The organism is Gordonia sp. ABKF26, from assembly GCF_041103195.1.
GTDB lineage: Bacteria > Actinomycetota > Actinomycetes > Mycobacteriales > Mycobacteriaceae > Gordonia > Gordonia terrae.
In genome coordinates, this window is sequence record NZ_JBGCVZ010000003.1 from 455,578 (window position 1) to 480,529 (window position 24,952).

Below are 24,952 nucleotides of genomic sequence, written 5' to 3' on the forward strand. Positions count from 1 at the left end.
CCTTTGCCCCCTGAGGTGCGAGGAGCGTAAGCGACGCCCCTTTGCCCCCTGAGGTGCGAGGAGCGTAAGCGACGAGCCTCGAAGGGCGACGCTATCTACTTCGGCGGCAGCTTCCGCGCGAAGTCGGAACCGATTGCGATCCAGCGGGAGAGCTGTCGGTCGGTCGCGATGCCCGCGTCGTCGACGCGTAGCCACCCGCGGGTCTCACGGCCGGACATCACCATCGGCCGGGTGTGCGGGTACTCGAGGAGGCTCTCGGTCTCCTCGGGTGCGACGCGGACCATGATCCCGCCCTTGCCGCTGGCAGCGACGGCCATGTTGCCGTTGATCAGGAACGCCAGACCGCCGAACATGGTCTTCTCGTCGAGGCCGCACTCGGTCGCCAGCAGAGCGCGGATGCGGTAGGCCAGTTCCTCGTCGTACGCCACCGGTCCAGGCTATTCGGCTTCGGTCACGGACCGGGACTTGGCAAGGAACTTACTGCGCAGTAAGGTGCTGACATGGCGATCAACCTGGAGCTCCCGAAGAAGTTCGATTCGACGGTCGAGCGCACCCACATGGCTGCCGAGCACCTCTTCCGGCCGATCTCGCGGAAGTACGACCAGGCCGAGCACGAGTATCCGGTCGAACTCGACGAACTGGCGAAGCTCGCCAAGCAGGGCCGATCCTCGGAGAAGTCGGACGACGCCGAGAAGCCGGCTTCCGACGCGCCGTCGGTGAACGGCGCCAACATGCGCGGTCTGCTCTCCGCTCTCGAGATGAGCTGGGGCGACGTCGGCCTGCTGCTCTCGATCCCGGGCCAGGGCCTCGGCAACGCGGCGATCGCGGCGGTGGCCAACCCCGAGCAGCTCGAGCGTTTCGGCGATGTGTGGGCGGCGATGGCCATCACCGAGCCGAGCTTCGGCTCGGACTCGGCGGCGGTGTCGACGACCGCGACGCTCGACGGCGACGAGTACATCCTGAACGGCGAGAAGATTTTCGTGACCGCGGGCTCGCGCGCCGACCACGTCGTCGTGTGGGCGACCATCGACAAGAGCGTCGGACGCGCGGCCATCAAGAGTTTTGTCGTCCCGATGACCACCGACGGTGTCACCGTCGCCCGTCTCGAGCACAAGCTGGGCATCAAGGCCTCCGACACGGCGGTCATCCGCTTCGAGAATGCGCGGGTGCCTGCCGAGAACCTCCTGGGTTCGCCGGAGATCGACACCAAGAAGGCCTTCGGCGGGGTCATGCAGACCTTCGACAACACCCGCCCGGTCGTCGCGGCGATGGCCATCGGGCTCGGCCGCGCGTCCCTCGAGGAGTTGCGGCGGATGTTGGAGGAGGCCGGTCACCAGATCGACTACGACCGTCCCGCGACGTCGCAGCACGCCACCGTCGCCGAGTTCATCCGACTCGAATCCGATTGGGAGGCATCGTGGTTGCACACGGTGCGGGCCGCGTGGATGGCCGACAACAAGCAGCCGAACTCGACCGAGGCCTCGATGTCGAAGGCGAAGGCCGGCCGTACTGTCACCGACATCACCAACAAGACCGTCGAAATCGGCGCCACCGCAGGCTATTCCGAGACCTCGCTGGTGGAGAAGTGGGCGCGTGACTCGAAGATCCTGGACATCTTCGAGGGCACACAGCAGATTCAGCAGTTGATCATCGCCCGACGCGTGTTGGGGAAGACCTCAACCGATTTGAAGTAGTAGGCCGCAGTCGCACAGAGCAAAGCGACAAACACGGCATATCCCGGTTGCCCAGATGTGACGATGGGGGAGAAGAGGGCCGAGACCGCCGCCCTGACCGAGAATCCCGTCCATCGGAGGTGGTGTGGGATGACCGCACCCGAGAACATCACGATCGACCCGTCGCTGATCGACCTGTACAAGGACCTGCACCGGAATCCGGAGTTGGGTTTCCGGGAGGGGCGGACCTCGTCGATCGTGGTGGATCGTCTCCGGTCCTCGGGCTTCGACGTCCTCACCGAGGTGGGGAAGACCGGCGCCGTCGGGGTGCTGCGCAACGGCGACGGTCCGATCGTCGCGACGCGGGCGGACATGGATGCTCTCCCCGTGCGGGAGGACACCGGTCTCGACTACGCCAGCACCGCCACCGCGACCGATGAAGACGGTAAGACCGTTCCGGTCGCCCACGCGTGCGGACACGATCTCCACACCACCTGCCTGCTGGGTGCGGCAGCGATTCTGGCCGATGAGGTCGCGACGTGGTCGGGCACCCTCATCGTCGTGTTCCAGCCCGCGGAGGAGCTGGGGGCCGGCGCTCAGGCGATGGTCGACGACGGCCTGTGGGACCGCGTCCCGGTTCCGGAAGTCGTTCTCGGGCAACATGTGTCACCGATTCCGGCGGGGAAGATCGCCGGTCACGCGGGTGCATCGTACGCCGGGTCGGACTCGTTGCGGATACGACTGGTGGGTCGGGGCGCGCATGGTTCGATGCCGGAAGCGTCCGTCGACCCGATCGTGCTGGCGGCCTCGACGGTGCTGCGATTGCAGACGGTGATCTCGCGTGAGATCCCGAGCACCGCCACCGCGGTCCTGACCGTGGGATCCATCCACGCCGGCGATGCCGCGAATGTCATTCCGGGCGAGGCGGAGCTACAGCTCAACATCCGCAGCTACGACGAGACCGTGCGGCGTCGAATCCTGGACAGTGTGGAGCGCATCGTGCGCGGGGAGGCTGCCGCATCGGGCGCGCCGGGAGAGCCGACCATCACCGAGATCGAACGTTTTCCGGTGGTGACGAACGACTCCACCGCGCTGTCCACCACGCTCGACGCGTTCGCGGAATGGTTGGGCTCGGACAACATCCTCGACCCGGGTGCGGGGGCGGGGAGCGAGGACGTGGGCATCCTCGCGACGAGCTGTGGTGCGCCGCTCTCGTACTGGCTGCTCGGTGGCGCGGATCCGGCCCTGTTCACGACCGGCGACATGACGGATCCCGCGCTGCTGCAGGTGCCGTCGAATCACTCCCCACACTATGCGCCGGTCATCGACCCCACGCTCTCGATCGGGGTGCGAGCGCAGGTCGTCGCTGCGCGGACCTGGTTGGGACCGGCCGCCTGACCGGATCGCGGTGCTCGGCGCCTCAGACCTGGCCGACAAGCCAGCGGGCGATGACGGCCGCGTTGTCGCGGTCGGTCGCCACTCCCGGGTGTCCGGTGAAGTGGTCGGAGTAAGTCACCGACACCCCTGCCCGTCGGTAGGTGTCGACCAGACCGGACACCAGGGGTTGCGGGGACACGGTGTCCACGGTTCCCGAGTCGATGCGCACCGGGAGTCCTGGTGGAAACCGCAGACGGGCAACGTCGTTCGCCCTGAGCACCTCGAGCAGTTCCCGCTTCATCTCGTCGCCCCGGGGGCCGAGGAGTTGCGTCGGAGCGAGACCCCCGAAGGAGTCCGGCGCGGTCAGGTCGGCGTAGCACCGGGTCTCCACCTGTGGACGTAGCGCACGCGCTCGGGCACTGAGCCCCCCGTTCTCCATCAACGCATCGAAGCCGGGATCTGCTGCGGCCGCGCCACTTCCGATCAGCGCGGCCAACCCCATGAGTTCATCGATCGCCGGCCCGGCCACCGGGATGTTCGACGCCCCGTCGAGCAGGTCGGCCACCCGTGTCGGCGGTGCGAGCGCCGACACACCGCGCAGCCGCAGATGTCCCCATTCCGAGGAGTGACGGCCGGCGGCCGACAAGGCGGCGACGGCGCCCTCCGAGTGGCCCGCGACGACGACGTCACGACCGATGCGTGCGTCGTGATCGGCCGCGGCGAGCGCCATGTCGATCGTCGACCGCGCCAGCGAACGCCCGATGAGGTAGGGGTGCGGACCGGGCGAACCGATTCCCTCGAAGTCCGGCCGGGCCACGACGAGTCCGGCGTCGAGCAGGCGCGAGACGATGGCGTCGCCGGAGACCATCCGAGGCAGTTCGGGGTGCCCGGCGTGCGCCGCGGACGGCGCACAGACGTCGGCGGCGCCCACCGTCATGTGGTTCCAGACGGCAAGAGGCCAGCCGCCGGGCGGGGGAGGGGTCGACGGCGTGAGGAGGGTACCGGACATCACCGTGGGCACTCCTCGCACGGAAGTCGAGGTGTATCGCACGCGAGGCGTCGAATCAGCCTGGGGGAGGGCTATGGTCCGGTCGGTCACGCTCTCGATATCGATGATGCGGGGGATCACTTGCTGGACCGCCGGTGCCCCCTCGGCCGGCGCCGCCCATGACGGTCCGCCGCCCGCGAGGACCGCGGCACAGGCCATTCCGGCGGCGAGGAAGACGGAGACCGGGCGCCGCCCGCCGGCTCGTCTCGTGTCCCTCGCGGAGGGGGCCGGCACCGTCACCCCAGCAGCGTAACCGCCACGGTCACCGCGCGTGGCGAGCCGAGCGGCCCGAGGCACGGATCATCGCAACAGACGCGCGCGCAGTTCCGCCTCGCGCGCCAGGCGTTCGGTGTCGCGGCGCCGGCGCTCGGCCATGATCGCCGACAACACGTCCTCGAACGGGGCCCCGGGTGGGGGAGCCGGGGCGACGAACGGTGCGACGTCGAACACGATCCGTCGCGCGGCGTGGGCCCGCGGTTCGGGTTTCATGCCGTGCCGGCCGTTGAGGAACTGGCGGATGATCACGGCGAGCCGATCGGGAAGTGCGGCCATGTCGGCCGAGACGGCCCACGACGTCAGGCCCGGCGGCATGTCGATGGGTGCCTGTTCGACCAGTCGATGACGGTCGCGGATCACGTAGGTCCCGGCGAGCAGATCACCCAGACGCTTGTTCCTGCGGGAGATGGCCGCCGAGATCAGGGCGGGGAGCCCGAGGCAGGCGTAGAGCTCGACGAAACCGATCAGGGCGCGGGTCAGCGAGTGCCGGAAGCCCGTCGGTCCGGCATCGTCCCGGACCGTCCGGAGACCGAGGACGAGGTGGCCCACGGACTTTCCCGGGGTCAGTGTCTCCAGCAGTGTCGGGAGCGCGACGACGGCGACGATCGGGATCAGCGTGTTGATGGTTCCCCGCCACGCCTCGCTCGCCTCGCCGGCGACCTTGAACGACAACCACCACAAGAACAGCCACAGCCCGAACCCCAGCAGGACGTCGATGATGCCGGAGAGAATCCGATAGCCGAGGTTCGCGGGCGGCAGTGCGAGCGCGACCGCTTCGCCGGAGACGAGGTCGTCGCGCCCGACTCCGACCGTCGCCGTGGCGCCGGATCCCCAGGCGGGGGGTCGCGGCGGCACGGGATGAGTCATCACGCCTCACCCTACGACGCGGTCCCGGGAGGCGGCATCGGGAACACACAGCGCGGACGTCCGCTGAATGACACGCGTCGCCGGCGCGAGAATGCCGGATACGCTGGCCGCGTGGACCTCGACGCCTATGTCTCCGCGCATCGCGCGACGTGGGAGCGGCTCGACGCGCTCTCGCGGCACCGCCGACTCACCGGTGCCGAGGCCGACGAGATGATCGACACCTACCAGCGGGTGGCCACCCATCTGTCGGTCATCCGCTCGACCGCCCCCGATGCGTCGCTCGTCGCGTACCTGTCGGCTCTGCTGGCACGCGCTCGCGGTCGTGCGACCGGTACCCGGGTCAGCACGCCGGCGACGGTGATCGAGTTCTTCACGAGGTCGTTCCCCGCCGCCCTGTACCGGATGCGCTGGTGGTGGCTCTCGGTGATGGGCGGGTCGCTCGGTGCAGCCGTGATCATGACGTGGTGGGTCCTCGAGCACCCGCGGATCGAGAGCTCGTTCGCGTCACCGGGCGAGATCGAGCGCCTCGTGACCAACGACTTCGAGAACTACTACAGCGAATACGAGGCGACGTCGTTCGCCGCGCGCGTGTGGACCAACAACTTCTGGCTCGCCGCATTGTGTATCGCGTTGGGCGTCTTCGGCTTTCCGGTGATCTGGATGCTCCACACGAATGTCCTGAACCTGGTCGTCGTGGCGTCGATCATGATCCGCCACGGCCGTGGCGACCTGTTCTTCGGACTGATCCTGCCGCACGGGATGCTCGAGCTGACCTGCCTGTTCGTCGCCGCGGGGGTGGGACTGCGAATCTTCTGGGCGTGGGTGTCGCCGGGAAATCGGACGCGCGCAGCGGCTCTCGGCGAGGAGGGCCGGGCGGCGGTCGGCGTGGCACTGGGCCTGGTCGTCGTGTTGTTGCTGTGCGGGGTCATCGAGGCGTTCGTCACGCCGTCCCCGCTCCCGACCTGGGCGCGCATCGGGATCGGCGTGACGGCCTGGTCGCTGTTCATGGCATACGTCTTCGTCGCCGGCCGCCGAGCGTACGAGTACGGCGACACCGGTGATCTGGACGAGGCCGACCGCGGACTCACCGCACCGACGGTGCGGTGACCCGGGACATGTTCCGTCGCAGCACGACCGCCGCGCTCGACGATCTCCGGGACCGGCTGCTCCGCTTCCGGTCGATCCCGCGCGCCGACGTCGCCGGGACCGGTGGATTCGATCCGGAGTTGCTCGATGACCTCGTCGATCACTGGACGACCGGGTTCGACTGGCGGATCCACGAGGATCGGATAGCGGAGCTCGGCTGGGTGGAGACAGAGCGGGCCGAGGTGCCCGTGCGGGCTGTGATGTCCGAGGCCGACGGCGGGCGTGCCCCGGTGGTGCTGCTGCTCCACGGTTGGCCCGACTCGGTGTTGCGGTTCGAGCGGCTCTTTCCCCTCCTGGGGGATGTGTCCTACGTGGCGCCCGCGCTCCCCGGGTTCCCGTTCTCCGCGCCCGTGGAGCGTGGCTTGTCCTCGGTTCAGATGGCCGATGCCGTCGCTGCCGCGATGACGGAGTTCGGTGTGGACCGGTTCACCGTCTCGGCCGGCGATGTCGGGTGTGATGTGGCGGAAGCCCTGGCCGCCCGCCACCCGGAGCGCGTGGCATCACTGCACTTCACTGATGTATCCCAGTATCAGTCGACGAGGCCGGACACCCTGGCGGTCGGACTCGGCGACTCTCCGGTCGGACTGGCGGCGTGGATCGTCGAGAAGCTTCTGCGCTGGACCGACTGCGACGGTGACATCACCCGCGTGTTCTCCTACGACGAAGCTCTCACCTGGGTGACCGCGTATTGGCTGACCGGCACGATCGCGACATCGTTCGGCCCCTACGCGACCAGGGCTGCCAAAGACTGGCCGCGGGTCGAGACGCCGACGGTGTTCACGCTGTTCGCCCACGATCTGGTCAACGCCCCGAGGCAGTTCGCGAACCGTCACTTCGCTGTCGCCGACTGGCGCGAGTTCGATCGCGGTGGACATTTCGCCGCGTGGGAGCGGCCGGACGACTACATCTGGGGTCTGCGCCGCGCACTCGAGGCCGGCGGTCACTGACGGCCGAGGAGTGGGTCGCCGCAACCGGACCCACCTGAGTGCATACGATCACCGGAAAGACTCGACGACGGAGGGAACACTCTGATGGCCGCAGGCAAGCAATCGCTGGACAAGGTCTCGTTGGTGGGCGGGGGACTCGCGGCCATGGGGCTCGCGCATTTCGTCGCCCCGCAAGCGTTCGCGCCGATCACCGCGCCGGTGTTCCCCGACGACACCACCACGTGGACCTACCGCAACGGCGCCTGCGAGACCGCAATCGGTGCGGCGCTGGTGTCGAAGCGCACCCGACGCCTGGGCCTGGTCGGGCTGGCTGGTTACGTGGGCTTCCTCGGCTACCGGGCGGCGCTTGCGAAGAAGTGACGACGGCGCCCTTCGTGGCTCGTCGACCTCGACACGCTCCTTCGTCGCTTGCTCGGACCGGCGGCTTGCGCTCCTCGCACCTCAGGGGGCGAACTGCGGGAACCGCTGCGCGAGCCAGCCGCCGATCTCGGCGGCGGCCAGGCTTGCGCCGCTCGGAGCATCTCGGCGGATCGGACCGCCGAAATGGGTTCCCTCGACGCGGACGTGCGTGACATCGCCCGCGCCGAGGGCGTTCACCATCGCCACCGCATCCTCGGGGAAGCACGCCTGGTCGCCGGTGAGCTCGACGAACAGCGTGGGCACCCGGACACCGGGGGCGCAGCGGAGGAATCCGGCGTTGCTCGACAGACCCGACCACGTGGACAGCCACGCATCCGGGGTCGCCAGCCGACCGAACCCGACCAGGCCGTAATCCGTGAGATCGGGACGCCGGCCGAACAGTGACCCGTACGGCCGGTCGTTGGGACTCAGTGTCAGATCGAGGAATCGCAGGTCGGCGTCGGTGCGGTAGACCGTCATGACGCGCGGTGCGAGTGCGGCCCGGCGGTCGACGGGATCCGCGCTGTCGGCAAAACGGCCACGGGCGCGGCCGGTCTCGGCGACGAGTTCGCGTGCGACAGCGTCGAGACGTTCGACGCGAGCGCGTTGCGCAGCCCGGTACCTCTCGACGAAATCAGCTGTATAAGAAGAGCTCTCCGGCGGTTCGGCGTATCCGTTGGCCGCATCGAACGGATTGAGCGCCGGGTCGACGGCGAGCGGATCGTCCTCGTCGGTCACCGACGGGTCGATGAGGCGCAGCAGCAGTTCGCCCTGACCGGGGTGCGGGGCCAGGAAGATCGCGCCGTCGGGCAACGGCATGTCGGCGCCGGCCAGGTCCACCGGCCGCCCGGCGGGAGTCGTGGTCAGTCGGTCACCGGGCGCCAGTCCGGCCTGCTGGTGATAGAAGGCGAACAACGCGCCGCCACCCGAATGACCCAGTGTGAGCACAGATCCGAAGTCGCGTTCGCGGAGAAAGGCCTGTCCCGCCGCGGCGTCGAGGATGGCCTGTTCGTGGATCAATGTGAGGTCGTTGTTGACCGAACGCGTGCCCTGCGTCCACACCGCGAACCCTCGGGCGAGCAGTTCGGGGACGAGCACATGATGCGTGAGGTCCTGACGCGGGTGCATGAGTGCGACCACCACGGTCGCGCCGGGGACGGTGCGCAGGACCCCGGTGACCTTGGCGCCGTCGGCGGTGGTCAGCTCGTGGACGGAGGTCGTGGTGTCCGCCGGTGATTCGGCGGCGTCGATGTATCGACCGGCGCCGAGCCGGTCTGCGCCCGCGGCGGTGTGGGCGGTCATCGCGGCTCGACCTTCAGTGCGTCTTTGTCCCACTGGCTGATTCGAGACTCGAGCAGACCCGCGACGCTGCTGTACCAGACGGCATGCCGACACCCGGTTGCACGCCGGTCGACGACGATGGCGTCGTCGGAGGAGATGCGAAAGTAGGGGCCGATGTGATCCACGGTGACACCCGGTGCCTCGCCGGCGACCGCGGCGACCGCCTTGTTCTCGGGGACGTCGAGCACGAAGAACGTCGTCATCGCGACGATACCTCCCCACCGGCGAGGACGCTGCCGGTCGTCTGTTGGTCCTGCCAGTCTGATGCACGCTCGAGGATCCGTTCCGCCTTGCGTACGAGCAGGGCATCCATGCTCGGATTCGGTTGCGACACCACGTCGATGAGGGCCTCGATGGTGAGGTTGGCGTCGAGGTCCTCCTGCGGCGTCACCGGTCGCATGGCGCGGGTGATCTCGATCATGTAACCGTTCGGGTCGTGGGTGTAGATGGACTCGATGGTCTCGTGCTGGATCTGCATCTCGACCGGCCACTCACTGGCGTCGAGGCGTCGTCGGTATTCCAACAGGTCGCTCTCGTCGTCGACGTGAATGGCGAGATGGCGCGAGCGGATGAACCAGATCGGCACGTCCTCGGCGAATCGTGAATACGAATCACCCTGTGGGCCACCGTCGAACGGCTCCAGACCGAAGTAGTAGAAGAACGCCAGCCGGTCGTCGTTGCCGATGTCGAAGAAGAAGTGGATGAAGTCGGGATGCTTGTCGGGTCCCCAGCCGGCCGCGCAGATCGAGTGCACGACCGGGAAACCGAGGACGTCGCGGTAGAAGCGGACCGTCGCGGCCGGATCGAAGGTGGGATAGGCGACGTGGTCGACGCCACGAACCTTGTGGGGGAGTGAATTCATGAGAGCTCCAGAAGAATCGGGATGAGTGATCAGGCCGGGACGGTGGCGATGTCGGCGCGCAGCAGGCTCCCCGCGCCCTCGATGGACGCCGGCAGGCCGAGTCCGCGCAGGATGCTGTAGGCGCCCGCCGTCGCGGCCGACAGAACGGGCAGGCCGAACTCTCGTTCGGCGTCGTCGATCAGATCCAGCGACGGCATCTGGACGCAACAAGACAGCACCAGCGCATCGACGCCGTCCAGTTCGAGGGACCGGGCGGCGGTCATGACGCGGTCACCGGGGATGCATCCGACCTCCGCATTGTCCGCGACTTCGAGGGCCCGCCAATCCATCACCTCGAAGCCCTCGGCGTCCAGATACTCGACGACCTTCTCGGCGAGTGGCCGGAGGTACGGGGTCACGAGGGCGATGCGCCGGGCATCCAGCGCACGGAGCGCTTCGACCAGAGCGCCCGCGCTCGACCGGATGATCGCGTCGGAGCCGCCGGTGGCCAGCTGTTCCGCGACGGCACCCTCGACGCGCTGGTGCTCGCCCGGTCCACCGACCATCAGCGCAACCAGGCAGGCGTAGAGGATCACCTCCGGCGAGGCATCGGCGATCTCCATAACGCACCGCTCGCGTTGGGCGTTCATCGCGGCGAGCTGTTCCGGGGACACCGTGTGCATCCTCATCCGGGTCGAATGGAACGAGAACTGCGAGATCGGGTGCCGGTTCAGGAGGGCCGGCATCTCGGTCTCGACCGTGACGTTCGAACTCGGCACGACGAGGCCGATGCGGTGGACACCCATGGGTCCGGTCCTTTCGATCGCGACCCGTGCAGCGGGTCGATCGCGCCAAGTTGACGCTGATGATGATTATTCGACGCTAGTGATGATTCGTCAAGGTGCTGGTCTCGATCGTGTTGACCTGCAGCGATGGGCGAGTAGGGGACAATCAGGGGTGATCCAACTCATATCAAATGCTTGACACATGGTCGATCACGTCGAATACTCAACGCCAACGTAAACGGACCTGAAGGGCCTCGAAGCCCGGACAACGAAGGAGTACCTGGCCATGGCATACGTGATCGGTGTGGACGTCGGCGGGACGTTCACCGACGCCGTCCTCGACGACGGCAACGGCTTGGTCGTCGCCGGGAAGGCGCCATCGACTCCGCCGGACTACTCGGCCGGCGTGATCGACGTCCTGACCGTTCTGGCCGAGCAGCTGGGCCGTCCACTCGACGACATGCTCGCCGACACCCACCACATCGCGCACGGCACCACATCGTCGCTGAACGCGCTCGTCATGGGCCGGGTGCCGGACGTCGGATTCATCACCACCAAGGGGCACCGCGACTCGATCTTCATCATGAACGTCGAGGGCCGCTACCTCGGACGGTCACCCGAACAGCTGCAAAATGTGCTCGCGCAGAACAAATCCCACGGTCTGATCCACAAGCGTCACGCGCTCGAGGTCACCGAGCGCATGGACCGTGACGGTCGTGTCGTGGTGACGCTGGACGAGGACGAGGTGCGCGCCGCAGTCCGTGAGCTGCTCGACGACGGGATCTCCGCCATCGCCGTGTCGCTGCTGTGGTCGTTCCGTAACCCGGCCCACGAGCAGCGGATTCGCGAGATCGTCGCCGAGGTCGACCCCACCGTGTTCGTCTCGCTGTCGAGTGAGGTGAGTCCACGGATCCGTGAGTTCGCGCGCAACGCGACCACGGTGATGAGCACCCAGATCGGCCCCGGCCTCCGGGACTACCTCGGCGAACTCGAGGGCAGGTTGCGCGACCATCAGCTCGCCGGTCCCCTCCTCGTCATGCAGAGCAACGGCGGCGCGGTCGCCGCGTCCGAAGCGCCGGGCAACGCCATCTCGACCGTCGGTTCGGTGCTGACCGGCGGGGTGGTCGGGTCGGTGTCCCTCGGTCGGCAGCTGGGCCACGACAACATCATCGCCACCGACGCGGGCGGCACGACCTTCCTCGTGGGGCTCGTCGTCGACGGCGAGCCGGTCCGGTCGTCGACGACGATCATCAACCATCACCCGATCAACGTCCCCACGCTCGAGGTCCATGCGATCGGCGCCGGCGGCGGCGCGATCGCCTGGATCGATGCCGGCGGCAACCTCCAGATCGGACCCCACAGCGCTCAAGCCGTGCCGGGTCCGGCCTGCTACGGGCAGGGCGGGACCGAACCGACCAACACCGACGCCAATCTCGTCCTCGGCATCCTGCCCGAGCGCGGCCTGCTGGGTGGTCGCAAGGCGCTCGATCTGCAGCTCGCCCGCGAGGCGATCCGTACCCGCATCGCCGAACCCCTCGGCCTGTCGGTGGAAGAGGCCGCCGCGGCCATCTACGCGGTGCAGAACGCCCAGACCGGAGACCTGTTGCGCAAGACGGTCGTCGAAGCCGGTCACGACCCCCGCAACTTCATCGTCTACGCGTTCGGCGGTTCGGGCCCGGCGCACTGCGGCCTGTACGCGCAGGAGATCGGGGTGTCCCGGGTCGTCGTCCCGCTCGGCCAGGTGGCGTCCGCCTTCTCCGCCTACGGCCTGGCATCGTCGAACATCGTTCTCGCCAAGGAACTCTCGGACCCGGCAGCGATGCCGGTCGACCCTGCCCGGGTGGAGGAGAACTTCAAGGTCCTCGAGGAACAGGTACGCGGTCAGCTCGACCGTCAGGGCCTGCAGTTCGCCGCGGTCGAGATAGAGCGCGAGATCGACATGCGATACAGCATGCAGCTGGCCGAGGTCGCGACCCCGCTACCGGACGGTTCGCTGACATCCGCCGAGATCGTCGACGCAGCAGAGGCATTCGAGAAGAAGTACGCGGATCTCTACGGAAAGGACAGCGGATTCCGCGAGGCGGGCATCCAAGCCATCACCTACCGCGTGCGCGGCACGGGGATCCTGCCGTTCTCGCCGGAGCTGCCCGAACTGGCAACCGCCGACACCACCGACCCGTCGTCGGCGCACGTGGGTGTGCGAAAGGTCTGCCTCGACGGCCGGCGCGGCTTCGTCGACACCGACATCTACGACTACGCCGGACTACGAGCCGGCCACATCATCCGCGGTCCCGCCGTCATCGAGGTGCCCACCACGACGGTGGTGGTCCCGCACGACACCACCGGTGAGATCGACCGCCTCGGCAACCTGAACATCACCGTCGATCCCGCATGACCGACCACACGCAGCAATCACAGGAGTCGCTCTCATGACCGCACCCATTCCCGGCTCGGAGGTCTTCTCGAGCCGACCCACCGATCTCGACGCGCTGGCCCGATCCCTGCCGCCGTCGTTGCCGGTGCACACCGTCTCGCAGGAACAGATCGATGCACTCGACCCGCTCACGTACGAGGTGATCCGGCACCGGTTGTGGTCGGTCACCGACGAGATGGGTGAAGCCCTCAAACGGATGTCGGGATCGCCGATCGTGACCGATGCCAACGACTTCGACTTCGCGGTCAGCGACGAACTGGGCCAAGAGGTCCAGGTCGGGCTGTACAACACGATGCTCGTCGGCGCGGTGGACCTCGCCATCTACTGGACGCTGCAGCACCGTTCGCTCAATCCTGGGATTGCCGAGGGCGACATGTTCCTCTGCAATGACCCGTGGGTCGGCGGCGGACTCCATCAGAGCGACGTGATCGTCTACCAGCCCGTCTTCCACGACGGCAAGCTCTTCGCCTGGACGAGTGCGATCTGCCACGAGCCCGACCTCGGCGGATCCGGGCTGGGCTCCTTCGACCCGGCCGCCAAAGACGTGTTCTCCGAGTCGCTTCCGACGCCGCCGATCAAGGTGGTCCGCGATTACGAGCTGCAGCGCGACGTCGCCGACGTCTGGGTCCGGCGAAGTCGGGTCCCGATGCTCGTCGGGCTCGACCTGCGCGCCAAGATCGGTGCGAACAGCGTCGGACGTGACCGGTTGCTCGCCGTCATCGAGCAGTACGGCGCCGACACGGTCAAGGCCGTCATGAAGCGGATGATGTCCGACGCCGAGGGGCGGCTGCGAACGAAGCTGTCCGACCTGCCGGACGGCACCTGGCATGCCACCGGGTACCAGGACCAGTCCCAGACCGGCGACCGCGGTGTCCACAAGATCACCGTCGCCATGACAAAGACATTCGACCACCTCGAGTTCGACTTCACCGGTACCGACCCGCAGACGGGCGTCATCAACTGCACGTACGCGGGCATGCGCGGCGGGGTGATGCTGGCGCTGCTCCCGATCCTCGCCGGTGACATCCCCTGGTCGGCAGGCGGTCTGATGCGATGCTTCGATCTGGTGGCCGAGGAGGGGACGATCAACAACGCGACCTTCCCGGCCGCGGTGAGCCGCGGACCGATCGGCCCGGCCTGGCTCACCGGCAACCTGATCGCGGAGTGTCTGGCCCAGATGTTGGACCGCCACCTCGAGTTCGGCAAGAACGTGCAGGCGTCGTGTTGCGGTACGTGGGACACCGCGGTGGTGGCCGGCCTCGACGAGCGCGGTGAGCAACCAGTGCCGTTCCTCAACATCATGATGGAGCCGATGGCCGGCGGGTACGGCGCGCGGCCAGTCGCCGACGGTATGGATACCGGTGGCCTGTTCTGCATCCCGATGGGGCGCATCCCCGACACCGAGATGACGGAGTTCCTCTACCCGCTGCTCACCCTGTGGCGCCGGGAGGAGCCCGACTCCGGCGGTCCGGGGCGGCATCGCGGCGGGGTATCGGCGTCGCTGGCGGTCACTCCGTACGGCACCAGTCTGCCGATGGGGCTCGTGTTCGCCTCGGCGGGCAAGGCGGTGGCCCAGAACTCCGGATTGGCGGGGGGTCTGCCCGGCAACACCGGCCTGGAGATACTCGTTCGTGATTCCGGCGTGCAGGACTTGTTGGCACAGGGGCGAATTCCCGGATCGATGGATGAACTGACCGGGAACAAGGAGATCGGCGCGTGCTACGACGAGAGCTACCTCGCCCCTGGTGAGGTGCTGTACATGCACTGGCAGGGCGGGGGCGGTTATGGCGACCCGCTGCACCGCGAGCCGGAAGCCGTGGCGACAGACGTACGCAACGGCAAGGTGACCCTCGCCGGTGCCGAGGAGACCTACGGCGTCGTTCTCGCCGACGGTCGGGTCGACGACTCGCGGACCGAGGCGAAGCGGGCACAGTTGCGCGAGATTCGACGGAACCGTTCGGAGCTTCCCTCCGGCCAAGAGGCGACCCTGGACCTGGATCGCGCCCGTCGACTGGACGACAACCTGGTCGAGGCCACGATCGGCGATGCCCGCGTCGTGGGCTGCGCACACTGCGGAAGGCTGTTGGGCGACAGCAAGTCCGGCCGGCTCGACCTGGCACGCTACGACGGCCCGTCGAGCGACGCCGGTCCGCAGGTCACCTCCGATCCCCGCGAATACGTCGACACCGACGTGGTGTTCCGGCAGCAATGCTGCCCGGGGTGCTTCACGGCCGTCTACTCGGGCATCGTGCCGGTCGACCATCCCGACCACGTCGCCGAACTCGCGCAACTGCTCCCAGCGGTGGCGGGTCGATGACGGTGACCTCCACCCCCGAGCGATCGTCGGCCCGGACTCCGGGACCTGGTCGGTCACGCTGGGCCGACCGACTGGTCGGGTACCCGGCGGACCGCGCTGCGGTCTATCGGAAGGCGGGGGAGTGGACCGACCGTCCGCTGGTTCATCGCCTGCAGGACACCGTCGACCGCTTTCCCGATCGTCCGGCCGTGGTGACCGACGTGGCCTCGATGACGTACGCCGAGTTGGGACTTCGCACCGATCGGATCGCGGCGGGACTGCTCGATCTCGGCCTGGTGCCCGGCGACCCGGTGCTGTTCCAGGCAGGAAATCGGATGGAGACCGTCCTCGCCTGGTACGCCTGTCTCAAAGCGGGGCTGGTGCCGGTGGCGACGCTGGCGGCGCACCGCGCGCACGAGATCGGTCACATCTCCCGTGCGGTCGGCGCCGTCGGACACATCGTCGAGGCGGGGCTCGGTTTCGACCTCGTCGAGTTCGCGCGGGAGCAGGCCCAGGGCCACCCGACGCTGCGGACGATCTTCACCATCGGGGCGCTCGACGACGTCGGCGACGACGTGCACCCCGTGGAGGCGCTCGGCACCGCAACCGCACCCGCGGAGGCCCGAGCGCGGGTGACCTCGATCCAGGCCGGCATCCACCCGCTCGACGTCTGCGTCTTCCAGTTGTCGGGCGGCACCACCGGTGTGCCGAAGGTGATTCCGCGGCTGCACGTCGAGTACTGGGACAACGCCCTGCTGTACGCACGGCGCCTGGGGTGGACCGAGGAGACGCGCGTCGCGCACCTGATCCCGATCATCCACAACGCGGGCATCAGCTGTGGACTCCATGCCGCGCATTCGGTGGGAGCTTGTCTCGTCCTCGCGACCGCGGACGTGTCGAAGGCGTTCCCGCTCATGGCACGGGAACAGGCCACGGACGTCCTGATCGGACACGGGCACTATCAGGCCGTCGCCGATCCTCAGTTCGACGAGCCGAGTGCGTTCCTGCGCAATGTGATCCTGTCCGGCGCCAAGCCGAGTCGCGAGCTCTTCGACCGGGCCGTTGGCCGAACACGCTGGGTCGGTCAGCTTTTCGGGATGTCCGAAGGCCTGGTCACGGTCTCTCCGCGGAATGCTTTGGAGGAGTCGCGGCTGGCCACCGTCGGCACCCCGATCGCGACGCGGGACGAGATCCGCATCCTCGACCCCGGCACCGAGATCGAGGTGCCCGACGGCGAGGTCGGTGAGCTGTCCTGCCGAGGCCCGTACACGATCCCCGGTTACTTCGACGCCGCCGACCACAATCGGAACGCGTTCACATCCGACGGTTTCTACCGGACCGGGGATCTCGCGAAGATCGTGCTGGTCGACGGCGAACGTCATCTCTCCATCGAGGGGCGAATCAAGGACCTCATCAACCGCGGTGGCGAGAAGATCAACGCCGAAGAAGTCGAACAGCTGCTCGTCACGCATCCGCGAGTGCGCAACGCGGCGGTCGTCGCGATGCCGGATCCGCGGCTGGGTGAGCGGACCTGCGCATACCTGGTCACCGCGGACGGCGAGCCGGTGTCGATGGCGAGTGTTCGCGCACACCTCGAAGAGCTGGGCGTGGCCAAGTTCAAGTGGCCCGAGCGACTCGAGCACGTGTCGGAACTGCCCCAGACGAACGTCGGGAAGATCGACAAGAAGAGACTCCGCGCCGACGTCGTGGCCAAGCTCGAGCGAACTGATCAGTGAGGAAGAAACGATGAAACTCAGTCGAATCGCCGTGCTCGGTGGCGGTCCGGGTGGGCTGTACGCAGCGCGCCTGCTCAAGCGCAGTCACCCCGATGCCGAGGTGACCGTGTACGAACAGGGTTCGCCCGACACCACTTTCGGATTCGGCGTCGGACTCGCATCCCGAACCCAGCGGAATCTGCGCGAGGCGGACCCCGCGTCCCTCGACGCCATCGTCGCGGTGTCGCATCCACACGAGATGTCGATGCGGGTCGGTGACGACGTCGCGCGCCTGTCCCACGGGGAGTTGCTCGCGATCGCGCGGACGACGCTGCTGGAGGTCTTGCAGGACCATGCCACGGCCGCGGGTGTGCGGTTGGAGTTCGGCGCGCGCAGGTCGGTTGCCGACGTCGACGCGGACCTCATCGTCGCCGCCGACGGCGTCAACAGCGCCACCCGCACCGATCTCGCCGACGACCTCGGTCCGGCCATCAGCACCGGCGAAGGCCTGTACCTCTGGTGCGGGACGGATTTCGCGCTGCCGAGTGCCATCTTCACGCCGGTGACCACCGAACACGGCACCTTCGTCGCGCACGCCTACCCCTATGCCTCGGATCGCAGCACGTTCCTGATCGAGACCGACGAGACCACCTGGCGTCGTGCGGGTTTCGATCTCTCGACCGAGGCCACCCCGATGACCGACAGCGACGAGGCCGCGCTGGCGTACCTTCAGGGAGCCTTCGCCGACACGCTCGGCGGTCACCGTCTGATCGGAAACCGCACCCGGTGGCTGCGCTTTCGCACCGTGACGTGCAACCGGTGGCACACCGGAAACGTCGTGCTGCTCGGGGATGCGGCGCACACCGCGCACTACTCGATCGGGTCGGGAACCAAACTCGCGATGGAGGACGCGATCGAACTCGACCGCGCGGTGCGGGATGCGACGACGCTCGACGAGGCGCTCTCGGCGTACGAGTCGGCGCGTCGGCCGAACGTCGAATACCTGCAGTCGATTGCCATCCGGAGCGAGCAGTGGTGGGAATCGTTCCCGCGTCGTGCGGACATGCCGGTGGACCAGTTGATGATCGCGTACATGACCCGCGCCGGGAAGGTCGGGCTCGACCGTTTCGCGTCCGCGGCGCCCGCGGTGGCCCGGCGCGGACTCACCGCGTATGCCGGCGTCGACGTCGGGCCGGTCCCCGCCGGCGGATTGTCGACATGGGTTGTCGAGCAGCCCTTGTCACACGGGTCGTGGTCGTTTCCGACCCGGTTGGCCCCCGCCGAACTGTTGGCCGAACCGGGAGCCACCCGGCTCGAGGTCGACATCGACTCCGCGTGGGGAGAGGCGGCGGGACCTCTTCTCGCCGGGGCCGCGGGCTCGTCCGCGGTCTGGCTGACCGGTCGCGGCGACCGGGACGCGGTGCTGACGCGACTGGATCTCGGCGAGCGTCTGCGACAGGAGACGGACGCGCTGATCGTCGTGGAGGCGCCCACCAGCTCTTACGACGACCTCGTCGCCGGGCTGGTGAGCCTGCGCACCGATCTCGTGTCCGTGAGCGACGGCGCGGTCCCGGACGGGGTCCCGGAGGTCGGACGCGGCGCAGGGGCCGGACGCACTATTCTTCGCCTATGACCAGCTCGACGCCCCAGGAGTCGCCGACCGCCGGGCGCACCGGCCGCAGCAATTCGCGGCGTGAACTGGTCGAACGCGAGATCATGGAGCAGGCCACCAGGTTGTTCGCCGAGCGTGGGCTGGCGAGCACCACCCTGCAGGACATCGCCGACGCCACCGGCCTGACACGTCCGGCGCTGTACCACTACGTGGCCAACAAGGACGAGCTGTTCGCCCGGCTGGTCAGCGAGATCGCCGAGGAGCCGGCGATCCTGCTGCATGAGATCAATCAGCGAACCGACCTCGATCCCGTCGGGAAAATCCACGAGATGGCGATGTCCATCGCACTCCACCAGACCCAGACCCTCGATCGGTTCCGGTTGCTGATCCGCTCGGAGGCGGAGCTGCCGCCCGCACTCGCCGAGACCTACCGGCAGAGCCGTCGGCGAGTGCTGAAAGAGCTGGTCGCGGTCATGGAGGAAGGCATCGCCGGGGGCCGGTTCCGTGCCGCTGATCCACGGATCTCCGCGCTCGGCATCGTCGGCATGTTGAACTGGCTGGCCTGGTGGCATCACCCGGGTGACAGCGAGAATGACCGGAAGGTCGCGCGCCAGCTGGCCGACATGGCGGTCAGCTCGGTCGTCGACCCCGATGCGGACGACACCGTGTCGGGCGCGGAACGACTCATCGCGCAGATGCGGCAGAACCTCGACTACCTGGAGCGGGAGGTCCGGGAGCGCACGTCACCCCCGGCTCCCTGATCCGAAAGGGCCGCCTGACTCCTGGTCCCTGATCCGAAACGGCCGCATGACTTCTGCTCCCTGAGGTGCGAGGAGCGATAGCGACGAGCCACGAAGGGTTGGCGACGCATCTCGCCACGACCCTTCGAGACGGCCTCCGCAGGCTCCGGCCTCCTCAGGGAGCGGGAATGACGCTCGCAAGCTCGCTCCGCAGGGGGCGGGAGTTCAGATGCGGCCGAACTGCGTCATCGCATCGGCGAGGGTCATACCGTTGCGGATCGCCGCACGGACGTCGATTTCCTTGTCCGTCATGGTTTCGGCGGCCTCGAGCACGACGTCGACGATCGCGGCGGGGATGACGATGACGCCGTCGTCGTCGCCGAGGATGAAGTCCCCGGGTTCGATGACGATCGGTTGCCCGGACGCGCCCGGCAGGGTGACGGGCTGCTGCCACGCGCTGACGCGCCAGCGGCCGCTGGTCTGGACCGACGTCGGGTAGCGCGAGAATGTCGTGAAGCCGATCTCGTGCAGCCACTTCCGGTCGCGAACACCGCCGTCGAGCACTGCGCCGGGAGAACCCCGCTGCATCATCCCGATCGCGACGAGTTCACCGAAGTAGCAGACACCACGTCCGTTCCCCTCCCACACCGAGACCTCGTCCGGGCCGATCTCGTTGCACGCCTGCGCTTTCAGCGGGTCCCGACCCGGCTCGTCGCTCATCGCACCCGAGATGGTGAACGCCCACCCGGCCAGACGTTCGCGCCCGGCCACGCAGGCGAGGTCGGTCCCGAGCGCCTGATCACGGTGGCCGAGGTCGTCGAGGACATCGGCGACATTGGCGACGTCGACGGCGAGGAACCGGGAACGGATGAGTGCGCGGTCGGTGGTTGTGCGCATCACGTGTCCTGACGTGTCCGCATGCGCAGGCGGCGGAACGCGGTGAACAGGACGACAACAGCGAGGACGCCGTAGAGGACCCAGGTGATCGCGCTGCCCACCAACACGCTCGGATCCCCGCCGCTCGACATCATCGCGTTGCGCAGGCTGGTCTCGGCGAGGGGGCCGAGCACGACGCCGATCATGACCGGCGCGAGCGGGAAACCGTAACGGCGCAGCAGATATCCGACGAACGCGATTGCGATCACAAGGATGAGGTCGGTGATCGCGGCCGAGGTCGCGTAGACGCCCAGGACGCAGAACACCGCGATGCCCGCGTAGAGGTAGTGCCTGGGGATCAGCAGCAGCTTCGCCCAGATGGCGGCGAACGGCATGTTGAGGATCAGCAGCATGACCAGGCCGATGAACAGGCTGGCGATGAGGGTCCACACGAGGTCCGCGTTGCGTTCGAAGAGCAGTGGTCCGGGCTGCAGGCCGTACTGCTGGAACGCAGCCAGCATGATGGCCGCGGTGGCGGACGTGGGCAGGCCCATGGCGAGCAGGGCTCCCATCGCGGTGCCCGACGTCGCGTTGCCCGCCGCCTCCGGTCCGGCGACGCCGCGGATGGCGCCCTGTCCGAACTGGGGGTCGGGTCGCTTGCGGTCCAGGCGCCGCTCGGTTCCGTAGGCGAGGAACGTGGGAACCTCCGCGCCACCGACCGGGATGACGCCGAACGGAACACCGAAACCGGTGCCGCGCAGCCACGCCGGGAGCGCCTCACGGAACTCGGCGCGCTTGAGGAAGGGCCGGCCGATGACGGCGTCCGCGTCCGGGGCACGAGTGCGGTGGATGCGCGAGGCGACATAGATGACCTCGCCCAGCGCCAGGGTGCCGACGGTGATCACGATGATGCTGATGCCGTCGAACAACTCGGGAGCGCCCATGGTGAAGCGCTGGGTGCCCGAGATCCCGTCGATCCCGATGACCGCGAGGATCAGACCGATGAGCAACCCGGTCAGGCCCTTGATCACGGAGTCGGAGACCACCGAGGCGATCGCGATGAACGCGAAGACGGCCAGTGCGAAATACTCTGCGGGACCGAACTGGATGGCGAGGTCGGCCAGCTTGGGAGCGAAGAACACGACGATCGTCGTCGCGATCATCCCGCCGATGAAGGCGCCGATGGCGGCGGTGGCGAGCGCCTGTGCGGCCCTCCCGCGCTTGGCCATCCGGTGACCTTCGAACGAAGTCGCGATGGCGGTGGATCCGCCGGGCGTGTTCATCAGGATGCCCATGGTCGAGTCACCGAACAGACCGCCGAAGTACACACCGGCGAACATGATGAACGCGGCGGTGGGGTCGAGGGTGAAGGTCACCGGGAGCAGCAGCGCGACGGCCATCGCCGAACCGAGACCCGGGAGCACCCCCACCGCGGTACCGAGCAGCGCGCCGATGAAGACCCAGAGCAGGTTCATCGGCGTGAGCGCCTGGGAGAAGCCCTCCAGCAGAAGCGAGACGTTGTCCATCAGAACAGCCCTCCCAGGATGCCGGCGGGCAGATTCAGACCGAGGCCCGCCGAGAAGAACGCCTGCACGGCACAGGAGACGACGAGGGACACCCCGGTGTCGAGAATCGGGCGGGTGGAACCCATGGCGTGGGCGACCATCCAGAACAGCAGTGCGGCGGACAGGATCCAACCCAGCGGGATCAGCAGCACGGTGAAGGCGATGAGCCCGGCCAGGACGAGACCCATTGCACGCCAATCGCTCTGCGTGCGCCACTGTCCGGTTGCGGGTGGGACGATGTCGGGATCGGGCTCGTCGGGGTGACGGAGCGTCTGCACGGTCAGGAGACCGGCGATGAGGTAGGCGCAGATCGTCAGGATGATCGGGAAGAACGCCGGCCCAGGAGTGGCCGCGCTTCCCGGGATCTCCATGCCGATGATGCCGGCGGTCAGGTAGACGGCGAGCGCGAGCATCAAGCCCGCGACGACCAGACCGCTCCGTCCGGTGAGGGGGCGGCGGGCGCGCACCGGTCCGTCGTCGATCGATGTGCCCGCGGGCTGGGCCGCCGCATTCTCAGTCGTCATGATGGGCTGCCTTCACCGCGAGGACCGGGACCTCGGCGTCGATGAGGATGCGCTGCGCGTTGGAGCCGAGCAGGAGCTTCCCGACCCGCGACCGTCGGCGCAGGCCGACGACGATGAGATCGGCGGACAATTCTTCCGAGACGTCGATGAGTTCGGCGGCCGGATCGGAGTCCTCCCGGCGATGGCCAACCCAGCGGATCGCGATGTCGTCGATCGGGTTTCCGGCACGGGCGAAGTCCGGCTCGGGGATGCCGCCGTCGTCGTCGACAGCGGGGGTGTCCATGTCGAAGATGATCAGTTGCGAGTTCTCGCTGCGCGCGACGCGCCGGCCGTGATCGAGCGCCGCGCGGCCTTCGGGGGTGTGGGCGAAGGCGACAAGGATGGTCATGGTGTCTCCGTGATGTCGTGTGAGGCAGGGGTTGTGCGGTGGAGGCCCGGGGTCATCGGTCAGTACCCGAGATCGGCCCAGATGCCGCGGACGAACTCCGACTGCTGGTCGATGACCTCGGTGAATCCGTTCCCCGGGGTGAACGTGTCGGACCAGTTGTTGCGCTGCAACGCATCTCGCCACTCGGGTGACTCGACGACCTCGGTGACGATCGCCTCGAGTTCGGTGCGCTGGTCATCGGTGATGCCCGGCGGCGCAACCACTCCGCGCCAGTTGGTGAGGGCGACGTCGTAGCCCAGTTCGGACAGGGTCGGCAGGTCGATGGCCGGGACCGGGGCGGGAGCCGAGATCGCCAGCGCGCGGAGGTTTCCGGCGGTGATCTGGTCGACGAAGTCCTCGTAACCGCTGACCGAGGCCTTGATCGTCCCGGACATGAGCGACGTCGCCAGCTCGCCGCCACCGGAGTACGCGATGTAATTGACCGCAGCGGGGTCCATGCCGTTCTCGCGGGCCATCTGGCTGATGATCATCTGATCGACGCTGCCCAGCGATCCGCCGCCGAACGTGAAACCCTTCGGGTCCTTCTTCCACGCGGCCATCAGCTCGTCGACGCTGGTGATCGGCGAATCCGCAGGTACGACGACCACGTCGTAGTCATCGGCGAGGCGCGCGATCGGGGTGACGTCGCCGAGATCCACATCGGACCCGTTGATGTTGATCGCGCCCAGCATCGTGATGCCCATGACCATGATCGTGGTGGCGTCCCCGGTCATTCCGGCGAACTGACTGAGCCCGATGGTGCCGCCGGCGCCGGGGATGTTGACGACCTGCGAGTTGTTGACGATGTTCTGGGCTCGCATCGCCTGCTGCATCTCGCGCGCCGCGCCGTCCCACCCTCCGCCGGCGGCGGCGGGAGCGATCAGGGTCAGCTGAGAACGTGCGTCGGCCCCACCCTCACTCCCGGCCGCGTCGATGACTCCGACGGCGACGATCGCAACGGCAACCAGGGCGCCGAGCGCCTTGATGAGGGTGGGTAGACGCCTCGGAGTGGGCGGCGCCGACGGTGTCTCGGCCGGTGCGTCGGCACCGGGAGGTGGTGAGGTCATGCGTTGCTCGTTTCCATTCGGGGTCGGTCGCCGAGGCCGAGTAGTGCCAACATCGCCTTCTCGATTCTGGGTCGGATGTGAGGCAACCACGTCGGTGGTCACATCAGGAGTGTTGGTGTAACCGGCATCACGGTCACGCTTAGGCGCATAAGTATCGTTTTGCGCTTTTCGCGCGCTTTACCTTGGGTGCTGGTTATAAATTATAACCTATGACCGTGCGCGGGCCACATCGCACAAAGTGCAGATGTGGGCTGTCAGCCGGTTGCGGAATCCTCGGCGAGCGCATCGATCGCGCGACGCCCCAGGCTGTTGCCGATGTGCTCGCGCATGACCGCGTTCGCTCGGTCGGCGTCGCCGTCGGCGACGGCCTCCATGATCGCCCGGTGCTCGGCGGTGACCCGCGACCGGTCTTCGGGGGAGTCGCCGCGGTGGGAGAGGCCGATGACCCGGTAGCGGTCTGCTTTGTCCCAGAGTCGTTCGAGGATGCCGATCAGGACGGGATTGCCCGATGCGCGGTACACCGTGCGGTGGAATTCCCGGTGTCGGACAAGGGCATCGAGATCGGATGCGCTGGCGATGGGCGACAGGCGATCGAAGGCCGCGCTGATGGCCGCGATGTCGGACGCTGTCCGCGTCTGCGCGGCGAGCGCCGCCGCGAGTGGATCGAGATTCTCGCGCACCTGGTAGAGGTGACGTGCCTCGTCGGCCGACACGGGGGTCACCCGAGCATCCCGGTGGGCCTCGAGTTCGACCATGCCCTCGGCGGACAGGCGACGGATCGCCTCACGGAGGGGCGTGGTGCTGACGCCGATCTCGGCCGCGAGTTTTGCCTGGGGGATCACCGCGCCGGCCGGGAGGACGCCGGTGAGAATGCGTCTTTGGAGTTCGGCGTATGCGTAGTCGTTTTTGGTGAACATCCCGCCGGGTGTCGTCATGGCGGGCCTCCGGGTGGTGGTCGTGGGCGTCGGGGTCCGGCGCTCCCGGACGCGGAGATAC

23 protein-coding genes are annotated in these 24,952 nt (G+C 67.9%); 10 read left to right on the forward strand and 13 right to left on the reverse strand.

Features of this window, described 5'->3' with window-relative positions; translation table 11 throughout:
- Positions 1 to 95: 95 nt before the first annotated feature.
- Positions 96 to 428 (reverse strand): TfoX/Sxy family protein, encoded by a 333-nt coding sequence (locus tag AB4Z55_RS02605; protein ID WP_064572148.1) that lies wholly within the window; start codon positions 426 to 428, stop codon positions 96 to 98.
- Positions 429 to 500: 72 nt separating this feature from the next.
- Between AB4Z55_RS02605 and AB4Z55_RS02610 the strand changes: the two genes are divergently transcribed.
- Both AB4Z55_RS02610 and AB4Z55_RS02615 read left to right on the forward strand, forming a co-directional pair.
- Complete coding sequence (locus tag AB4Z55_RS02610; protein WP_369519056.1) at positions 501 to 1,694, forward strand: acyl-CoA dehydrogenase family protein; 1,194 nt, start codon at positions 501 to 503, stop codon at positions 1,692 to 1,694.
- Positions 1,695 to 1,823: 129 nt separating this feature from the next.
- Positions 1,824 to 3,071 (forward strand): amidohydrolase, encoded by a 1,248-nt coding sequence (locus AB4Z55_RS02615; RefSeq protein WP_369519057.1) that lies wholly within the window; start codon positions 1,824 to 1,826, stop codon positions 3,069 to 3,071.
- 22 nt (positions 3,072 to 3,093) lie between these two features.
- Here AB4Z55_RS02615 and AB4Z55_RS02620 read toward each other — a convergent pair whose 3' ends face one another.
- Together AB4Z55_RS02620 and AB4Z55_RS02625 are read right to left on the reverse strand one after the other, a co-directional pair.
- Positions 3,094 to 4,059 carry a lipase family protein gene (locus tag AB4Z55_RS02620; protein WP_369519058.1) on the reverse strand — a complete coding sequence of 322 codons (966 nt, stop codon included), beginning with the start codon at positions 4,057 to 4,059 and terminating at the stop codon, positions 3,094 to 3,096.
- Between the two features lie 339 nt (positions 4,060 to 4,398).
- Positions 4,399 to 5,241, reverse strand: a complete 843-nt coding sequence (locus AB4Z55_RS02625; protein ID WP_239403631.1) for an RDD family protein — start codon at positions 5,239 to 5,241, stop codon at positions 4,399 to 4,401.
- 111 nt (positions 5,242 to 5,352) lie between these two features.
- Between AB4Z55_RS02625 and AB4Z55_RS02630 the strand changes: the two genes are divergently transcribed.
- From AB4Z55_RS02630 to AB4Z55_RS02640, 3 genes are all read left to right on the forward strand, one after another.
- Positions 5,353 to 6,348, forward strand: coding sequence for a stage II sporulation protein M (locus AB4Z55_RS02630; RefSeq protein ID WP_354562413.1), 996 nt, complete (start codon positions 5,353 to 5,355; stop codon positions 6,346 to 6,348).
- An 8-nt stretch (positions 6,349 to 6,356) separates the two neighbouring features.
- The gene (locus tag AB4Z55_RS02635; RefSeq protein WP_369519059.1) at positions 6,357 to 7,334 is read left to right on the forward strand and encodes an alpha/beta fold hydrolase; all 978 of its coding nucleotides are present in this window, start codon (positions 6,357 to 6,359) and stop codon (positions 7,332 to 7,334) included.
- Between the two features lie 84 nt (positions 7,335 to 7,418).
- Complete coding sequence (locus AB4Z55_RS02640; RefSeq protein ID WP_004021020.1) at positions 7,419 to 7,694, forward strand: hypothetical protein; 276 nt, start codon at positions 7,419 to 7,421, stop codon at positions 7,692 to 7,694.
- Positions 7,695 to 7,775: 81 nt separating this feature from the next.
- Here AB4Z55_RS02640 and AB4Z55_RS02645 read toward each other — a convergent pair whose 3' ends face one another.
- The 4 genes from AB4Z55_RS02645 to AB4Z55_RS02660 are packed head-to-tail and all read right to left on the reverse strand — an operon-like array spanning position 7,776 to position 10,721.
- Entirely contained in the window at positions 7,776 to 9,035 is a 1,260-nt protein-coding gene (locus AB4Z55_RS02645; protein ID WP_369519060.1) for an alpha/beta hydrolase, read from the reverse strand.
- Complete coding sequence (locus tag AB4Z55_RS02650) at positions 9,032 to 9,277, reverse strand: hypothetical protein (RefSeq protein ID WP_369519061.1); 246 nt, start codon at positions 9,275 to 9,277, stop codon at positions 9,032 to 9,034. The genes AB4Z55_RS02645 and AB4Z55_RS02650 overlap by 4 nt, the downstream gene beginning before the upstream one ends.
- On the reverse strand, positions 9,274 to 9,936 hold the full coding sequence (locus AB4Z55_RS02655; protein ID WP_004021023.1) for a VOC family protein: 663 nt from the start codon (positions 9,934 to 9,936) through the stop codon (positions 9,274 to 9,276). Before AB4Z55_RS02655 ends, AB4Z55_RS02650 begins: the two co-directional genes overlap by 4 nt.
- A gap of 29 nt (positions 9,937 to 9,965) precedes the next feature.
- Complete coding sequence (locus AB4Z55_RS02660) at positions 9,966 to 10,721, reverse strand: hypothetical protein (RefSeq protein ID WP_064571863.1); 756 nt, start codon at positions 10,719 to 10,721, stop codon at positions 9,966 to 9,968.
- A 265-nt stretch (positions 10,722 to 10,986) separates the two neighbouring features.
- Between AB4Z55_RS02660 and AB4Z55_RS02665 the strand changes: the two genes are divergently transcribed.
- The 5 genes from AB4Z55_RS02665 to AB4Z55_RS02685 are packed head-to-tail and all read left to right on the forward strand — an operon-like array spanning position 10,987 to position 19,518.
- On the forward strand, positions 10,987 to 13,095 hold the full coding sequence (locus tag AB4Z55_RS02665) for a hydantoinase/oxoprolinase family protein (protein WP_354562420.1): 2,109 nt from the start codon (positions 10,987 to 10,989) through the stop codon (positions 13,093 to 13,095).
- 34 nt (positions 13,096 to 13,129) lie between these two features.
- Complete coding sequence (locus AB4Z55_RS02670; RefSeq protein ID WP_369519062.1) at positions 13,130 to 15,451, forward strand: hydantoinase B/oxoprolinase family protein; 2,322 nt, start codon at positions 13,130 to 13,132, stop codon at positions 15,449 to 15,451.
- Positions 15,448 to 17,166, forward strand: a complete 1,719-nt coding sequence (locus AB4Z55_RS02675; protein ID WP_369519063.1) for a (2,3-dihydroxybenzoyl)adenylate synthase — start codon at positions 15,448 to 15,450, stop codon at positions 17,164 to 17,166. The genes AB4Z55_RS02670 and AB4Z55_RS02675 overlap by 4 nt, the downstream gene beginning before the upstream one ends.
- 10 nt (positions 17,167 to 17,176) lie before the next feature.
- On the forward strand, positions 17,177 to 18,778 hold the full coding sequence (locus AB4Z55_RS02680) for an FAD-dependent monooxygenase (protein ID WP_369519064.1): 1,602 nt from the start codon (positions 17,177 to 17,179) through the stop codon (positions 18,776 to 18,778).
- On the forward strand, positions 18,775 to 19,518 hold the full coding sequence (locus AB4Z55_RS02685; protein ID WP_369519065.1) for a TetR/AcrR family transcriptional regulator: 744 nt from the start codon (positions 18,775 to 18,777) through the stop codon (positions 19,516 to 19,518). The genes AB4Z55_RS02680 and AB4Z55_RS02685 overlap by 4 nt, the downstream gene beginning before the upstream one ends.
- Positions 19,519 to 19,722: 204 nt before the next feature.
- Here the strand turns inward: AB4Z55_RS02685 and AB4Z55_RS02690 are convergent, their stop codons facing one another.
- From AB4Z55_RS02690 to AB4Z55_RS02715, 6 genes are all read right to left on the reverse strand, one after another.
- Positions 19,723 to 20,394 carry an RraA family protein gene (locus AB4Z55_RS02690; protein WP_369519066.1) on the reverse strand — a complete coding sequence of 224 codons (672 nt, stop codon included), beginning with the start codon at positions 20,392 to 20,394 and terminating at the stop codon, positions 19,723 to 19,725.
- Positions 20,394 to 21,899 (reverse strand): tripartite tricarboxylate transporter permease, encoded by a 1,506-nt coding sequence (locus tag AB4Z55_RS02695; RefSeq protein WP_004021031.1) that lies wholly within the window; start codon positions 21,897 to 21,899, stop codon positions 20,394 to 20,396. Before AB4Z55_RS02695 ends, AB4Z55_RS02690 begins: the two co-directional genes overlap by 1 nt.
- A complete protein-coding gene (locus AB4Z55_RS02700) occupies positions 21,899 to 22,462 on the reverse strand; it encodes a tripartite tricarboxylate transporter TctB family protein (protein WP_369519067.1) in 564 nt (187 codons plus the stop codon). The genes AB4Z55_RS02695 and AB4Z55_RS02700 overlap by 1 nt, the downstream gene beginning before the upstream one ends.
- On the reverse strand, positions 22,452 to 22,850 hold the full coding sequence (locus AB4Z55_RS02705; protein WP_369519068.1) for a universal stress protein: 399 nt from the start codon (positions 22,848 to 22,850) through the stop codon (positions 22,452 to 22,454). Before AB4Z55_RS02705 ends, AB4Z55_RS02700 begins: the two co-directional genes overlap by 11 nt.
- A gap of 59 nt (positions 22,851 to 22,909) precedes the next feature.
- Entirely contained in the window at positions 22,910 to 23,956 is a 1,047-nt protein-coding gene (locus AB4Z55_RS02710) for a Bug family tripartite tricarboxylate transporter substrate binding protein (RefSeq protein WP_369519069.1), read from the reverse strand.
- A 254-nt stretch (positions 23,957 to 24,210) separates the two neighbouring features.
- Positions 24,211 to 24,891 (reverse strand): GntR family transcriptional regulator, encoded by a 681-nt coding sequence (locus tag AB4Z55_RS02715; protein WP_369519070.1) that lies wholly within the window; start codon positions 24,889 to 24,891, stop codon positions 24,211 to 24,213.
- Positions 24,892 to 24,952: the final 61 nt, after the last annotated feature.

Bases quoted from the DNA above. Each gene is read 5' to 3' on its own strand.
- AB4Z55_RS02685 (WP_369519065.1), top strand. From the start codon at position 18,775: ATGACCAGCTCGACGCCCCAGGAGTCGCCGACCGCCGGGCGCACCGGC.
- AB4Z55_RS02650 (WP_369519061.1), bottom strand. From the start codon at position 9,277: ATGACGACGTTCTTCGTGCTCGACGTCCCCGAGAACAAGGCGGTCGCC.
- AB4Z55_RS02680 (WP_369519064.1), top strand. From the start codon at position 17,177: ATGAAACTCAGTCGAATCGCCGTGCTCGGTGGCGGTCCGGGTGGGCTG.
- AB4Z55_RS02695 (WP_004021031.1), bottom strand. From the start codon at position 21,899: ATGGACAACGTCTCGCTTCTGCTGGAGGGCTTCTCCCAGGCGCTCACG.
- AB4Z55_RS02610 (WP_369519056.1), top strand. From the start codon at position 501: ATGGCGATCAACCTGGAGCTCCCGAAGAAGTTCGATTCGACGGTCGAG.
- AB4Z55_RS02655 (WP_004021023.1), bottom strand. From the start codon at position 9,936: ATGAATTCACTCCCCCACAAGGTTCGTGGCGTCGACCACGTCGCCTAT.
- AB4Z55_RS02705 (WP_369519068.1), bottom strand. From the start codon at position 22,850: ATGACCATCCTTGTCGCCTTCGCCCACACCCCCGAAGGCCGCGCGGCG.
- AB4Z55_RS02620 (WP_369519058.1), bottom strand. From the start codon at position 4,059: ATGTCCGGTACCCTCCTCACGCCGTCGACCCCTCCCCCGCCCGGCGGC.
- AB4Z55_RS02640 (WP_004021020.1), top strand. From the start codon at position 7,419: ATGGCCGCAGGCAAGCAATCGCTGGACAAGGTCTCGTTGGTGGGCGGG.
- AB4Z55_RS02635 (WP_369519059.1), top strand. From the start codon at position 6,357: ATGTTCCGTCGCAGCACGACCGCCGCGCTCGACGATCTCCGGGACCGG.
- AB4Z55_RS02690 (WP_369519066.1), bottom strand. From the start codon at position 20,394: ATGCGCACAACCACCGACCGCGCACTCATCCGTTCCCGGTTCCTCGCC.
- AB4Z55_RS02615 (WP_369519057.1), top strand. From the start codon at position 1,824: ATGACCGCACCCGAGAACATCACGATCGACCCGTCGCTGATCGACCTG.
- AB4Z55_RS02700 (WP_369519067.1), bottom strand. From the start codon at position 22,462: ATGACGACTGAGAATGCGGCGGCCCAGCCCGCGGGCACATCGATCGAC.
- AB4Z55_RS02670 (WP_369519062.1), top strand. From the start codon at position 13,130: ATGACCGCACCCATTCCCGGCTCGGAGGTCTTCTCGAGCCGACCCACC.
- AB4Z55_RS02625 (WP_239403631.1), bottom strand. From the start codon at position 5,241: ATGACTCATCCCGTGCCGCCGCGACCCCCCGCCTGGGGATCCGGCGCC.
- AB4Z55_RS02710 (WP_369519069.1), bottom strand. From the start codon at position 23,956: ATGACCTCACCACCTCCCGGTGCCGACGCACCGGCCGAGACACCGTCG.
- AB4Z55_RS02665 (WP_354562420.1), top strand. From the start codon at position 10,987: ATGGCATACGTGATCGGTGTGGACGTCGGCGGGACGTTCACCGACGCC.
- AB4Z55_RS02715 (WP_369519070.1), bottom strand. From the start codon at position 24,891: ATGACGACACCCGGCGGGATGTTCACCAAAAACGACTACGCATACGCC.
- AB4Z55_RS02645 (WP_369519060.1), bottom strand. From the start codon at position 9,035: ATGACCGCCCACACCGCCGCGGGCGCAGACCGGCTCGGCGCCGGTCGA.
- AB4Z55_RS02675 (WP_369519063.1), top strand. From the start codon at position 15,448: ATGACGGTGACCTCCACCCCCGAGCGATCGTCGGCCCGGACTCCGGGA.
- AB4Z55_RS02660 (WP_064571863.1), bottom strand. From the start codon at position 10,721: ATGGGTGTCCACCGCATCGGCCTCGTCGTGCCGAGTTCGAACGTCACG.